The following is a 14,243-nucleotide window of genomic DNA, read 5'->3' on the forward strand; positions in this document are numbered from 1 at the left end:
AGGTCGTCAGACGCCTTTCACCGTCGCGGACATGGAGCGGTAACCGCGGGATTCCAACCCTCAGGCCAGTGGATCACGCCCCGGCGGGCTCCCGGACGTTCGCATTCACCCAGTCGACGATCGACGTCGTCGTTGCCCCGGGGGTGAAGATCTCGGCCACCCCCAGCTCCTTCAGCGGAGGAATGTCCGCCTCCGGGATGATGCCGCCGCCGAAGACCTTGATGTCCTCGGCCTCCCGCTCCTTCAACAGCTCAATCACCTTGGCAAACAGGGTGTTGTGGGCGCCCGAGAGGATGGAGAGCCCAATCGCATCCGCATCCTCCTGGATCGCTGTGGCCACGATTTGTTCGGGCGTCTGGTGTAGGCCCGTGTAGATGACTTCCATACCTGCATCGCGCAGTGCCCGCGCAATCACCTTGGCACCGCGATCATGGCCGTCGAGCCCCGGCTTGGCCACCACCACGCGGATCGGACCCGTCACACCCATCGCTGCCTCCACATAGCCGACTCCGCCGCAAGTGAACGAACGTTATCTCCAGCATCCCGCACCCACCCGTTTCACAGTGGACAGGGAGGGGGAAATCACACACTGGGACATGTTCGCTATGTGTCGTCCCCGCTCTTCATGCGGGACAACCCGCTGCGGGGTCGGCGCAAGGGAGCCGCTTCAGCGCCGGGCCTCCGCGCCGTCAGCCGCACGGCACGGAGGAACGGCACTCACTGTCGCGAGCGCCGCCGCCATCGGCGACCGGGACAGCGCCTGAGGAGGCCCCATGAGGGCATACGAGGGACGACGACGTCCCCTGTATGTCGTACGGAGGTCGGCCCATGCAGGTCCTGCCCTTCCTTTCCCTCAGCCTGAGCCTGAGCCTGCTCCCCCTACCTCACTGCCTGTCACTGACACCGGGCCTGGGCCCCTGGGATCTGCGCACCGTCAGCCTGCGCACCGCGCAGCAGCTGCTCACCCTCCGTGATCTACGGGGCCCCGCCACCGTCCTGCGCGCCACCGCGCTTGAGTTGGCCATTCTCGCCGGGCACGTACTGCTCTACCCCTCCGGCCTGACCGCCGAGCGCCCCGCACTGGATCAACCCGAGCTTCGGGACCCTGACCAGGAACCACGGAGCCAGGAACCACGGAGCCAGGACCAGGGACCAGAGGGAGGCGGCGGCGGGAAACGCCTGGGGCAGGAAGGTGGACACAAGGCTCCCAGCCGCGGCAAGAGCAAGGGCCGGGCCCCGCAGAACGAGAGACGGGATCAGGAGCAGGGCCGCCCCCAGGCCCCGGCGGCCCGCACGGCACCACGCCAGGCACCGAGCAAACCGCCGAGCCAGTCGCAGAGTCGGCCGCAGCGCGGCAATCGCCCGACTCCACCCCCCCGAGCGTCGGCGCACACCCTGCCGCGCGGCTCGAAGCAAGCCCCCGACCGCGGCGCCGATACCGCGGGGCCTTCCGCCCCCACGTCACTGCCGACCCGCCGGACCCCCGACCACCCTCCTGTCGTGATGCTTCACGGCTTCGTCGACAATCGCTCCGTCTTCGTCCTCTTGCGGCGCTCCCTCGCCCGGCATGGCTGGCACCATCTGGAGTGTCTGAACTACTCGCCCCTCACCTGCGATATCCGTGCCGCGGCCGAGCTGCTCGGTCGCCATATCGAGGAGATCAGCGACCGCACCGGGCAGAGCAGGGTCGATATCGTCGGGCACAGCCTGGGCGGGCTGATCGCGCGCTACTACATCCAGTGCCTCGGTGGTGATCTACGGGTACGCACCCTGGTCACGCTGGGAACCCCGCACTCCGGAACCACCGTCGCCCCGCTCGCCAGCGCACACCCCATCGTGCGGCAGATGCGCCCCGGCTCCTCGGTGATCGAGGAGCTCAGCCGGCCGGCACCCGGATGCCGTACCCGGTTTGTGAGCTTCTGGAGCGATCTCGATCAACTGATGAGCCCGGTCGAGACGGCCCGTCTCGACCACCCCGATCTCAACGCCGAGAACGTCCAAGTCAGCGGCGTCGGCCATCTCGCCCTTCCGGTCCACCCCGCAGTGGCCGCCGGCATCCGGCAAGTACTGGAGCCCGATGACTCCCTCATGGACACCTCGGGTACCGCCTCGGTCGCCTAGCGCCCGCTACGCCCGCGACGCGCGCGGCGGATTCCGGTGGAACCGATCACGGGCACAGCACCTACCCGAGTCCACCTCAAGACCCCCATGCCCATCGGCAATTCACCCGACGACAGCGGCATAACGGACAGCCGAACATCGAACACGTTTCGAACATAGGGCCAAGGCTGTTCCTGTACCCCTCCGAAAGACGCTCGAATGCCCGTTTCCTGATTGGCTAAAACCCCAGGAAGATTGTCGCCGCCGCATACCGCCGGGTACAGTCGCGCCACTGGTTCCCCCCGCTGGGATTCCTCTGCTCCATGGCCCCAGAAAAGCCAGTTCCTGCTGCCGAGGCGAGAGAGAAGTTGGTGAACGACCAGCACGCCCACGCCGGGCACGTCGATTACGACAACAACCCCACCGGCAGCTTTGACATCGATCCGCTCTTCGGTGCGCTCCCCGGCACGTCGGCCGGATACGAGACGAGCCACAGCGGTCACTTCGACACCAGCCAGTGGGACACGGGCTCGCACCAGAGCGCCGGCTACGAGACGTACGCCGAGCAGCAGGTCGAGCACTTCCCTCAGGCCGCCGATCCCTCTGGCCAGTACGACACGACCGGGCAATGGGACGCCTCGGCCTGGAACCAGAGCGGACAGACTGGCCAGTTCAACACGGCGGCGGCAACCTTCGCGGCTGACTCCGGCGGGCAGTGGACAGCCCCCGGCAATGACAGCGGCGCATACGATGCGACCGCGTGGAACGTGGCCGCAGACGCCGTCCTACCGCAACAGTTCACACCGGAACATGATTTCGCCGCAACCGATTTTGGTGTGGACGTCGCGACGGGCTTCGGCTCCGAACCGCCACCAGAGCCGGCACCCGACCTCAGTACCGAATCCGCCCAGGAGTTCAGTACTGAAACGTATGAGACCGACGCGTATGAGACCGATACGTATGAAGCCGATCCGTATGGGGCTGTGGCGTACCAGACGGGCACATACGAGGCCGGACCCTATGAGACGGGGTCCCACGAGACCGCGGCCTACGGCACCGGAACGTATGACGCTGGAACGTACGACGGAGAAGCGTTCGCCACCGGGGTGTACGAGGGACAGAGCGAGGGCGCGCTCCTCACGGAGGAACTCGACAGTACGGGTGAGCTCCTTCTCGATGTCGACCCCGACCACGAGTTCGTGCTCGACACCGACGGCCTCGATCCCGGCCTCCTTGAGGACGGATCCGCCGAGAACGACTTCACCGACGCCGCTGCCGACCACCACCTCGACGCAGAGCTCGGCCTGATCACCCCCGTCACACCGGTATCTCCCCGTCCCGTGCGTCGCGCCAACGGAAGCGGAAACCGCGGTCGACGCCGCACCCCCGCGAAGCGTTCGGCTTTCCTCACCGTCGCCGTCCCGTCCGCCTGTGTCATGGGTGTGGCGGGTATCGCCGCCGCCTCGGTCGGCAGCCTCAGCGGAGGCGACGTCAAGAAGGACGACAGCACCAAGCTCGCCGCCGCGGACGTGGCCACGACGGCCGCCAAGACGGCCGCGGCCAACAACAAGATGGACACTCAACTCGCCGCGCTCCACGCCGAAGCCCGTGACTTCGGCGACCGCGCCTCCCGCACTCAGGAACGTATCGACCTGAAGGCCCGTCAGGCGGCGGACCGCAAGAAGCGCGAGGACGAGGCCAAGCGGCGCGAGGCACTGCGCCCCAAGTTCTCCCTCCCGGTGCGGCAGCCCGGCATCAGCGCCTACTACGGCCAGTCCGGCGTCAACTGGGTCTCGCTGCACACCGGCATTGACTTCCCGGTCGGCTACGGCACAGAGGTGCTCGCCGCAACCGACGGCACCGTACGCACCCAGACCCACTCCGCCTACGGCAACATGGTCATCCTGACCGCTCCCGATGGAACCGAGACCTGGTACTGCCACCTGAGCAGCGCCAGGATTCGCTCGGGCACGGTGAAGGCCGGCGATGTGATCGGTTACGCGGGTGACTCGGGGAACTCGATCGGACCGCACCTCCACTTCGAGGTCAGGCCCGGTGGCGGGGCCGCGATCAACCCCTTGACCTGGCTCCAGAGCCACGGCCTCAATCCAGCGTAGACATCATCGGCCGGTACCCGATTCCCGTCGTCATCCGGACACAGAAGTGACGGCTTGCCAGGAAGGCCCGTGAGCCTGAGCAAGCGTCACTGCCCTGGAGACCCCGCTCGTACGAGAGAACAGTGCGGTCGCTCAGCCACCGCCCGAGGGACGATCGAGCGCCGGGCATCGAGCGCTGGACATCGCCCGGTGGACCATCAAGCGTCGGACGGTCGAGCGTCGAGCCCGACCGGGCAGAGCGCCAACGCCCGCCACCCGGACCTGGCACCGCTCCTTCCCAGCGCCTCCAGCAAACGGGACACGGCACTCCGCGAACGCCAATGGCAACCCGCTGTCCGGAGCGGGCAGCCCTGAAGGCTGGGGCAGACCACACCGGCCAGCCCCCGGGTGGACATCAGACCCGGCGGGGCTGGCAATCCGCTCCTGGCCCTACCTCACAGCTTCTCGACCGGCGCGTACCTCAGCAGCAGCCGCTTGGGCTTCTCGTCCCCGAAGTCGATCGTCGCCTGTGCGTCGGCGCCCACGCCCTTGACCTCGACCACCGTGCCCAGGCCGAACTGGTCATGAGTGACCCGGTCGCCGATCGTCAGCGAGATCACGGGCTTCTCGGCCGCACCACGCCGGGTCGCGAATCCTGCGGCCGCCGTCCGCCCACGCGACGATGAAGCCGACGACAGCCGGGAGCCCAAACCGGACACGGGACCCGCGGGCGCGGCCATCGGACCTGTCCGCTTCCACTCCAGGTACTGGACGGGGATCTCTTCCAGGAACCGCGACGGCGGATTGTAGGCGGGCTGACCCCATGCGCTCCGCATCGAGGACCGGGTGAGATAGAGCCGTTCCCGGGCGCGGGTGATGCCGACATACGCCAGCCTGCGCTCCTCCTCCAACTCCTTCGTCTGGCCGAGGGCGCGCATATGCGGGAAGACCCCGTCTTCCATGCCGGTCAGGAACACCACCGGAAACTCAAGCCCCTTGGCGGTGTGCAAGGTCATCAGGGTGATGACTCCGGAGCCGTCTTCGTCCTCATCCGGGATCTGGTCCGAATCGGCGACCAAAGCGACCTGCTCCAGGAACTCCGCGAGGGTGCCCGCGCCCTGGTCCTCGGAGCGGGCCTGCTCGAACTCCAGCGCGACGGCCGCCAGTTCCTGAAGGTTCTCGATCCGAGTCTCGTCCTGCGGGTCGGTCGAAGCCTGGAGCTCTGCCAGATAGCCCGTCCGCTCCAGCACCGCTTCCAGCACGACCGCGGGCCCCGCGCCCGAGTCGACGATCGTCCGCAACTCCTCCATCAGCGCGTTGAACCGCTTGACGGCATTGGCCGAACGGGCCGCCATTCCATATGCCTCGTCCACCCGCCGCAGTGCCTGCGGGAAGGTGATCTTCTCCCGTAGCGCCAGGGCGTCCATCATCGCCTCGGCACGGTCACCGATACCGCGCTTGGGGACATTGAGGATGCGGCGCAGCGGAACACTGTCTTCGGGGTTGGCCAGGACCCGCAGATACGCCAGGACGTCCCGGACCTCCTTGCGCTCGTAGAAGCGCACTCCGCCGACGACCTTGTACGGCAGTCCGACCCGGATGAAGATCTCTTCGAAGACACGGGACTGGGCGTTCGTCCGGTAGAAGATGGCGACATCGCCCGCCTTGGCGTCCCCGGCGTCCGTCAGGCGGTCGATCTCATCCGCGACGAACTGCGCCTCATCGTGCTCGGTGTCGGCGACATAGCCGGTGATCTGCGCACCCGCCCCGGCGTTCGTCCAGAGGTTCTTGGGACGACGGCTCTCATTGCGCTCGATGACCGCATTGGCCGCGGAGAGGATGGTCTGGGTGGAGCGGTAGTTCTGCTCCAGCAAGATCGTCGTCGCGTCCGGGTAATCCTCCTCGAACCGGAGGATGTTGCGGATCGTCGCACCGCGGAAGGCGTAGATCGACTGGTCGGCGTCGCCGACGACACAGAGCTCTGCGGCCGGTAGGTCCTCATAGCCCGAGCCCACGAGCTCCCGCACCAGCGTGTACTGGGCGTGGTTGGTGTCCTGGTACTCATCGACCAGGACATGGCGAAAGCGCCGCCGATAGTGCTCGGCCACATCCGGAAACGCCTGGAGCAGATGGACGGTGGTCATGATGATGTCGTCGAAGTCCAGGGCGTTGGCCTCGCGCAGCCGCGCCTGGTACATCCGATACGCCTCGGCGAGCGTCTTCTCGAACTGGTCCGCCGCCTGGTCGGCGAAGGACTCCTCGTCGATCAGCTCGTTCTTCAGGTTCGAGACCTTGGCGCTGAACGACTTCGGCGGGAACTTCTTCGGATCGACGTCGAGATCGCGGCAGACCAGGGCCATCAGTCGCTTGGAGTCCGCCGCGTCATAGATCGAGAACGACGAGGTGAAGCCGAGCTTCTTGGACTCCCGGCGCAGGATGCGCACACAGGCGCTGTGGAAGGTGGACACCCACATCGCACTCGCCCGCGGGCCGACGAGCTGTTCGACGCGCTCCTTCATCTCACCGGCGGCCTTGTTGGTGAAGGTGATCGCCAGTATCTGCCCGGGGTGGACGGCCCGGGTCGCCAGCAGATGCGCGATCCGGTGGGTCAGCACCCGGGTCTTGCCCGAGCCGGCTCCGGCGACGATGAGCAGCGGAGAGCCCGTGTGCACGACGGCGGCCCGCTGCTGGTCGTTCAGCCCGTCCAGGAGGGCGTCGGGGTCCACGACGGTGCGGGGCGCACCATCGCGGTGGTACGCGTCCCGAGCCGGGGGCACATCAAACGCGCCCTGGAAGAGGTCGTCCGGGATCGTCTCCCGGGCCTGGCCCTCGGGACCCTCATGGTCCTCGGGCGGCGGGGGCTCCTCCGAGGAGTGCTGGAGGTTCGCCAGGAAGTGTTCGTCAAAGAGGCTGCTCATCGCTCTACGAGTCTAGGCCGCCCCACTGACAGCCCGCCGCCGCATTGCCGGACCGCGCTGAAAGGCGGCCCGACCCATCGCGAATCCATGGCTCAGATGCTCGGGGACCGCCCCCGGCTCACCAGGGGCAGCGGCCAGACGGGAGGCCGTCAGCTGGGGCCAGCGGCACCAGCCAGGACCGCCTTCCGGTCAAGCCATGCCCCGGAGACCGGCCCGATGCCCCGAAAACCGGACCGATGGGGTAACTCCGCGTAACCAGGCGGGCGGGCATGACCAGGCGGACATAAGCAAGCGAATGTGCCAGGGCGGATGCGACCAGGCGCGGGAAAACGCTTTGGCAGGCCCGGGGCAGGCGGGTACCGTCATCGGCGTATCTGCTGTCGTCGTGAGGAGAGGCCGTTGCTCCGCTGAGGTTCGAGATGCCGTGCCCCCGCTCTCTGACGAGTGGTGTGCGCGCATATGACCTCAGAAGTGGGCTGCCTCAGAGCCGACGCTCCCTCGTTCGGCGACTTCCTCCTTCTCTGATCTTCCCTGTGCCGTGGTCAGCGGCGTACGGCATCTCCGCGTGCAGTCCTGTCGGCACATCGAAGTCGGAGATCCGTCTATGTCTCATTCCCCTGCTGCGTCTGTGGTCTGTTCCCACCTCTCGTTTACCTGGCCCGAAGGCACCGACGTGCTGAAGGACATCTCATGCGCCCTCGGCTCGGGTCGTACCGGGCTGATCGGCGACAACGGCAGCGGTAAGACCACACTGCTCCGGCTGATCGCCGGGGTGATCGCGCCCACCAGCGGAACCGTCCAGGTCGGTGGCGAGCTCGGCTACCTCCCCCAGGACCTCACGCTGGCCACCGGACACCGGGTGGAGGAGGTCTTGGACATCGCCCGCACCCGCGCTGCTCTGCATGCCATCGAGGCCGGTGACGCCAGCGCGGAGCACTTCGACGCCATCGGTGACGACTGGGACATCGAGGAACGCACCCTCGCCACCCTGGACCAGCTCGGTTTGGGCCACATCGGGCTGGACCGCACGGTGGGCGAGGTCTCCGGCGGTGAAGCGGTGCTGCTGCGGCTGGCCGCGCTGCTGCTGGCCCGCCCCGATGTGCTGCTGCTGGACGAACCGACCAACAACCTCGACCACTCGGCCCGCCAACGTCTGTACGGGGCGCTCGCCGGCTACTCGGGGGCCGTGGTCATCGTCAGCCATGATCGACACCTACTGGAGCAGGTGGATCAGATCGCCGAGCTGCGGAGCTCGGCGGTGCGTACGTTCACGGGCCCGCTCAGCACCTATCAGGACGCCATCGCCATCGAGCAGGAGGCCGCCACCCGTATGGTCACCGCGGCCGAGGCGCGGGTGACCCGGGAGAAGCGGGAGCTGGATCAGTCCCATAGCCGTCAGGCGCGCAGCGTCCGCTACGGAAGGAAGATGTACGCCGACAACCGGCTGGACAAACCCACGATGCAGGCCAAGAAGCGGTCCGCCCAGGTGTCCGCGGGCAAGGAGCGCGGTATGCACGAACAGCGGCTGAGCACGGCGCGCGAGCGACTGGAGCAGGCCGAAGCCCAGGTGCGCGAGGACGTGACCATCCGCCTGGACCTACCTGCCACATCCCTCCCTGCGGGCCGGGGTGTGCTCAGCCTGAACCAGGTGCGGCTGCGCTCCGGCGCCTGGCTCGGCTCACTCGATGTCCACGGCCCGCAGCGCATCGCCCTGCTGGGTGGCAACGGAGTGGGCAAGACCACCCTGCTGCGCACCCTCTGCGGCCAGCTCGCCCCGACCGAAGGCCTGGTGTCGGTCCAGGTGCCGCTGCGCTGTCTGCCGCAGCGGTTGGACGTCCTCGACGATGGGCTCACGATCGTCCAGAACGTCACCCGGCTGGCTCCACGGGCCACCGGCAACCAGATCCGCGCCCAACTGGCCCGTTTCCTCTTCCGGGGCGGCCGGGCCGAGCAGCGGGTGAGCACCCTCTCCGGAGGGGAGCGTCTACGTGCCACGCTGGCCGCGCTGTTGCTGGCCGAACCCGCCCCGCAACTGCTGCTGCTGGACGAGCCCACCAACAACCTCGATCTGGCCAGCGTTGATCAACTCACCCAGGCACTGGCCGCTTACCGAGGTGCACTTGTCGTTGCCAGCCATGATCGGCCGTTCCTCCGTGCGGCCGGGATCACCCGTTGGCTCAGTCTGGACGGCGGGGGGCTGACCGAGGTGGAGCGCGAGGAGCTGCACCGGTAGGGCCGGGGGCGGTGGCATTCGTACGGGCGGGGGCCATGGATTGATGGCCCCCGCCACCCTGCGGAATCAGCTGCGGTGGCTTGGTTTCATTGCACCTGATCCCGCTGCACCTGGCTGAGTGCGCAATTTCGCCCACGATCGATCACCCTTCGCACCCACCCGGACGCGAAAGGTGAATTTCTGGGCCCCGATGCCCGCCGATTGCAAAGGTCACGAAAATGTATCGGACAAAACGAACACCAATCTTCACAGCAGCCTCACGTGTTGGCTAGCGTGCTGGTTCAAGCAGCCCGTACTCCTGTGGCGATCCACGTCCATCGGGCCGCCCACGCCTCATTCGGTCTCCGCCCCCATGGGAGACCGGAACTGGGGGACCACCAGGTACCACCAGGGTGAATCGGACCCGAATGTGCGCCGGTCCGTAGGGCTCTTCCGTTCCGCCCGAACCCGACGGCCCACCCGGTAGGCGGACAACGGAAGAAGGAGATGCCGGCCCTTGGTGTCGCATCGCAAGGCCCGAAGTCGTACCGCGAAACCCTCGCCCGCCGTTGGACTCACCACGGCAGCCATCGCATCCGTCGGACTTCTTTCGGCGCAGCCCGCCCAGGCGACGCCGAATGACCCGACCCCCACGGTGGAGGAGGTGCAGAAGAAGATCGACGCCCTCTATCGGCAGGCCGGTACGCGAACACAGCGGTACAACACGGCGCAGCAGGCAGCCACCGACAAGCGCCGACAGGTCGAAGAGGTTCGTGACGACCACGCCACCCGGGCCGAACGGCTCAGCGAACTCCTGAGAGCGGGCGACCCCGCGACCCGGTACCGCTCCGCATCGAATTCCCCGACCGGTAGATCCCTGTTCACCGAAGCGCCACCGACTGCCGGGGACCAGGCCGACGCACAGCACCGGATGAGCGACCGCCAGCGCGGCGTGCCCGCCGATGCTGGGAGCGGGTCGGCCCAGGCCGCCGGGCAGCGGGTCAGGGTGGCCGAAAGGCCTGAGTCCCTCACTCGCTCCCAAGGTGTCCTGCGGGCGGGAAAGCACTCGGTCCAATCGAAGTTGGCCGAGGCACGCACGCTGATGTCGCGATGGGACGCCGACGCCAGGACCCGACTGCTGGCCGTCGAGCAGGAGCAGGCGATCGCTCTCCGCCGTGCGACGGAGGAAGCGGCCAGACAGCAGGCCTCGGCCCGGACCATGGAGGGAGCGGAACTGAGGCGTCTGGAGCAGCAGCGCCGTCAGCACCCGAGTTTCCAGCCGACGACGGGTGCTTCCGCCGCGGCGAAGGCCGAGCGGGTTCTCGCCTTCGCTCGTGCGCAGGTGGGGAAGCCGTATGGCTGGGGTGCGACCGGGCCCAGCTCCTATGACGGCTCGGGGCTGACGCGGGCCGCGTGGAGGGCGGTCGGGGTGGATCTCCCCCGTACCGCCGCGGCTCAGGCGACGGTTGGCCAGCGGGTGGGGACAAGGGATCTACGCCCCGGTGACCTGGTCTTCTACTCGGTAGATCACAGCCATGTGGGCGTCTACGTCGGTGACGGGAAGATGATCCACGCGCCGAGGCCGGGCGCGGACCGCCGCGCGGGTGTCCGGGTCGAGTCGATCTACACCATGCCGATCCAGGGAAGCGTCCGCCCGGCCTGACCGATGCCGGGCCCGGAGCGCTCTCCAGAGTGCGGGGAACGATCGAAGGCCTGGTGCGTCCGACCTCAGACGCACCGGGCCGCACCCGGCGCGGCCAAGTCCACGTCCAGCGGCCAACGCTCACCCGGACCAGGACCAGGACCGGGCCCCGGACCCTCCGGTCCAGAGACTCCAGGACCAGGGGCCCTCAGGTCCAGACGGTGGCGATGAAGATGTTCGCGACGGTCAGTCCGCCCACCGCGGCGAACAGCCCCTTCTCCACGGTCTCCTCGTCGCGCTTGACGTACACCAAGCCCAGGATGACGATCAGCACCGCCATCTTGACGCCGATCTTGATGTTGTTCACGGTCTGGTCGTCCGCCTGGTTGAGGCCGACCAGGGCCACGCCCGTGACCAGCATCGTCAGCGCACCATGAAGCATCGCCGGAGTGAAGCGTGCCGTACCCGCGGATATCGCCTTCATCTGGGTGAGGAAGCCGCCCAGCAGGGACGCGATTCCGATGATGTGCAGGGCCACGAAGACATTGATGAGTGCTTCCATGGGGCGGAGCCTAGCCCTCCCCTTATCACCCCTCTCAGGCCAGGTCAGCCTCATTCGCCGCATCGGTCGTGGTAGTGCGGAGTGGGAGCCTCCGACGCACGAACACCTTCGCAAAGCGGTATCAGTCGTCCAGCTTCGACCAGATTCGATCCATAGCCCTCCTGAACCAGCATTTCGGGCATACGGTCCTGCCGCAGGCGACCTCCCGCCTCCCGGCTCCCCCGGCCGGCAATACGGAAGGACGTGGACACTCTCGTGGCCGCGCACCGGAAGACCCGAGCCCACCGGAAAGACCACCCGCACCCACTCACCGGCACCGCCACCCGGACCGCGACCACCCTGGTACTCGCCGGAGCGGCGGTCGTCACCGCCTTCCAGGGCACTGGAGCGGCCGAGCCGGTGCTCACCCCCGCTCAGATCAAGGCCAGGGTCGACGAGTTGTACCAAGAGGCCGAAGTCGCGACCGAGCACTACAACGGGGCCCGGGAGCGAGCCGCTCGGGAGCGCGCCGCACTGGACCGGCTGCGCGACGAGGCCGTACGGAGCACCGAGCGGCTCAACACCGCCCGCCACGCGCTCGGCTCGATCGCCACCGCCCAGTACCGCGCCGGGGGCATCGACCCCGGGCTCCAACTCGTCCTGTCCTCAGACCCGGACGAGTATCTGGAGCGGGCCGCCTTCGCCGCGCATATCGGCGATCGACAGGCCGCGTCCGTCGCCTCGGCTCAGCAGGAGTTGCGGCATCTCACGGAGGTACGGGAGCGAGCGGGCCGGCGTTCGGCGGCCCTGGGGGCCCACCAGAGGGAGTTGAGCCGCCACAAGAAGACCGTCCAACGCAGGCTCGCCGCCGCTGAGCGTCTGCTGAACACCCTGCCCAGCACTCATGGCACCCCACGCACCGCTTCCGTAGCGCCGGTACTCTCCCCCACCACCGGCACTCGCGCCGCGCACGCGGTCGCCTACGCCTACCGAGCGTTGGGGAAGCCCTATGTCTGGGGCGCGACGGGCCCCGGCGCCTTCGACTGCTCGGGGCTGACCAGAGCGGCCTGGCAGGCGGCCGGGATCTCCCTACCCCGGACCACCTACAGCCAGATCGACGCGGGACAGCGCGTCTCCCGGGCTGCGCTCGCCCCGGGTGATCTGGTCTTCTTCTACTCCGGCGTCAGCCATGTGGGGCTCTACGTCGGTGCTGGCAAGATGATCCACTCGCCCCGGCCCGGTGGGGTGGTCCGTATCGCATCGATCGACGAGATGCCCTTCGCGGGCGCGTCCCGGCCCGGCTGACGGCCCGATCTACGACGCGCCCGGCCGACCGGCGCGAAGCGGGGTTCAAACCCACGTTCAGGTTCGGCTTCGGCTTCGGCTTCGGCTTCGGCTTCGGCTTCGGCTTCGGCTTCGGCTTCGGCTTCGGCTTCGGCTTCGGCTTCGGCTTCGGCGGAGCATCTCATCCCGGGTGCCGACCTCGTTCGGTCAACTGGCGGGTCAACCAGGCGAAGGCATACGGAATCTCCCGCTCCCAGACTCGGGTGCGATGCCCGCCATCGGTTCTGCGTACCTCAACCACCGTCGGCGGCTCAGCCGCCCGACGCAGCGCGAGACCCGGCAGATAGCCGTCCGCCCCCTCCCCGGTGGCCAGCAGCGACACCCTCGGTGGGGTCAGGGCCGAGGTCAGTACGCGCAGTACGTCGTGGCTGCGACGGAGGTCCGGGTCCTTGCCGGTGAGCGAGTCGTTCTCGGCGGCGGGGTCGTTGTAGCCGGAGAGGCTGACGGCGGCGGAGAACCGGTCCGGATGGGCGAACGCCAGTTTGGCGGCGCCGTGCCCGCCCGCGGAGTAGCCCATGACGGCCCAGTCGGCGGGGTCGAGCGAGACGCGGAAGTTGTCGGCGACCATCTTGCGCACATCGACGGTCAGCCAACTGTCCGCGTTGACCGTGCCGGGGATGTTCGCATAGCCGGGGTCCTTCCCGCCGAGCAGCATGGTGCGGGGCGCTACCAGGACATAGGGCTCGACCCGGCCCGATGCGATGAGGGGCCCCAGTTGGGATTGAACCTTCATGGTGCGAAACCAACTGCGTGCGGAGCCGGGAAACCCGGGAAGCAGTTCAATGGCACGGAAGGTGCTGTTCCGGTGGGCGGGTTCGTTGTACTGCGGGGGTAGCCAGACATAGACCTCGCCCTGCGCGCCCGAGATGCCGCCGCGTAGGTGGGTACGGAGAACGCCCTCGCCCATCTCCGGGTCATCCACCGCCGCGAAGGTCTGACGCAGCACCGGGAGGGTCGCCAACGACCGGCCGCCGGTGCCGCTGGGGCCCAGGTCAGGTGCTTCGCCCGCATGATCTGCCATACCGAGCAGATCGCCCCAGCTGTCGTAGAGGCCATTGGCGTTGTTCACCATGACAAAGACCACCAGCACGGCGGTGACCTGGGCGAAGAGCACCATCAGCAGTCGCCACAGGCTTCGGATGGCAGCGGGGCCGCGGACCCGGCTCCACAGCGCGAAGGGCAGGACGACAGCGGCCAGCGCGAGCACGATCGTGAGCGCGAAGAAGGTGTTCCCCGTTAGATCCACCCGTACAGAATGGGACGAAAACCACTGAAAGCCCGTCAGGTGACGGCGTGCGCGGCGGTGTCCTTCTGATGGCTGGGGCACCCGACGCGATGCGCTCGCCAACTCCCTCGTGCCGCCCGTAGAGGACGGGCAACCGCAGGAGGA

The 14,243-nt window shown here is 67.9% G+C and carries 9 protein-coding genes and 1 riboswitch; of the genes, 5 read left to right on the top strand and 4 right to left on the bottom strand.

Annotated elements, in window-relative coordinates:
- Positions 1-73: 73 nt before the first annotated feature.
- Positions 74-487, bottom strand: a complete 414-nt coding sequence (icmB, locus tag NBG84_RS14015) for a coenzyme B12-dependent isobutyryl CoA mutase small subunit (RefSeq protein WP_250919713.1) — start codon at positions 485-487, stop codon at positions 74-76.
- A 692-nt stretch (positions 488-1,179) separates the two neighbouring features.
- Between icmB and NBG84_RS14020 the strand changes: the two genes are divergently transcribed.
- Positions 1,180-2,121 (top strand): esterase/lipase family protein, encoded by a 942-nt coding sequence (locus NBG84_RS14020; RefSeq protein WP_486679375.1) that lies wholly within the window; start codon positions 1,180-1,182, stop codon positions 2,119-2,121.
- A gap of 350 nt (positions 2,122-2,471) precedes the next feature.
- Positions 2,472-4,217 carry a M23 family metallopeptidase gene (locus tag NBG84_RS14025; RefSeq protein WP_250919714.1) on the top strand — a complete coding sequence of 582 codons (1,746 nt, stop codon included), beginning with the start codon at positions 2,472-2,474 and terminating at the stop codon, positions 4,215-4,217.
- A 434-nt stretch (positions 4,218-4,651) separates the two neighbouring features.
- On the opposite strand, the gene pcrA is transcribed toward NBG84_RS14025, so the two are convergent.
- Positions 4,652-7,114: a DNA helicase PcrA gene (gene pcrA, locus NBG84_RS14030; protein ID WP_250919715.1), complete on the bottom strand. Its 2,463-nt coding sequence runs from the start codon at positions 7,112-7,114 to the stop codon at positions 4,652-4,654.
- Between the two features lie 604 nt (positions 7,115-7,718).
- Between pcrA and NBG84_RS14035 the strand changes: the two genes are divergently transcribed.
- Positions 7,719-9,347 carry an ABC-F family ATP-binding cassette domain-containing protein gene (locus NBG84_RS14035; RefSeq protein ID WP_250919716.1) on the top strand — a complete coding sequence of 543 codons (1,629 nt, stop codon included), beginning with the start codon at positions 7,719-7,721 and terminating at the stop codon, positions 9,345-9,347.
- Positions 9,348-9,682: 335 nt separating this feature from the next.
- Positions 9,683-9,831: riboswitch (cyclic di-AMP (ydaO/yuaA leader) on the top strand.
- A 15-nt stretch (positions 9,832-9,846) separates the two neighbouring features.
- The gene (locus NBG84_RS14040) at positions 9,847-10,989 is read left to right on the top strand and encodes a C40 family peptidase (protein WP_308312059.1); all 1,143 of its coding nucleotides are present in this window, start codon (positions 9,847-9,849) and stop codon (positions 10,987-10,989) included.
- A gap of 187 nt (positions 10,990-11,176) precedes the next feature.
- Here NBG84_RS14040 and NBG84_RS14045 read toward each other — a convergent pair whose 3' ends face one another.
- On the bottom strand, positions 11,177-11,530 hold the full coding sequence (locus tag NBG84_RS14045; protein WP_250919718.1) for a hypothetical protein: 354 nt from the start codon (positions 11,528-11,530) through the stop codon (positions 11,177-11,179).
- A 255-nt stretch (positions 11,531-11,785) separates the two neighbouring features.
- Between NBG84_RS14045 and NBG84_RS14050 the strand changes: the two genes are divergently transcribed.
- Positions 11,786-12,814, top strand: coding sequence for a C40 family peptidase (locus NBG84_RS14050; RefSeq protein ID WP_250919777.1), 1,029 nt, complete (start codon positions 11,786-11,788; stop codon positions 12,812-12,814).
- A gap of 160 nt (positions 12,815-12,974) precedes the next feature.
- Here NBG84_RS14050 and NBG84_RS14055 read toward each other — a convergent pair whose 3' ends face one another.
- The gene (locus NBG84_RS14055; protein ID WP_250919719.1) at positions 12,975-14,099 is read right to left on the bottom strand and encodes an alpha/beta hydrolase; all 1,125 of its coding nucleotides are present in this window, start codon (positions 14,097-14,099) and stop codon (positions 12,975-12,977) included.
- Between the last annotated feature and the right edge of the window lie 144 nt (positions 14,100-14,243).

The organism is Streptomyces albipurpureus, from assembly GCF_023701525.1.
GTDB lineage: Bacteria > Actinomycetota > Actinomycetes > Streptomycetales > Streptomycetaceae > Streptomyces > Streptomyces albipurpureus.

Bases quoted from the DNA above. Each gene is read 5' to 3' on its own strand.
- icmB (WP_250919713.1), bottom strand. From the start codon at position 487: ATGGGTGTGACGGGTCCGATCCGCGTGGTGGTGGCCAAGCCGGGGCTC.
- pcrA (WP_250919715.1), bottom strand. From the start codon at position 7,114: ATGAGCAGCCTCTTTGACGAACACTTCCTGGCGAACCTCCAGCACTCC.
- NBG84_RS14035 (WP_250919716.1), top strand. From the start codon at position 7,719: ATGTCTCATTCCCCTGCTGCGTCTGTGGTCTGTTCCCACCTCTCGTTT.
- NBG84_RS14045 (WP_250919718.1), bottom strand. From the start codon at position 11,530: ATGGAAGCACTCATCAATGTCTTCGTGGCCCTGCACATCATCGGAATC.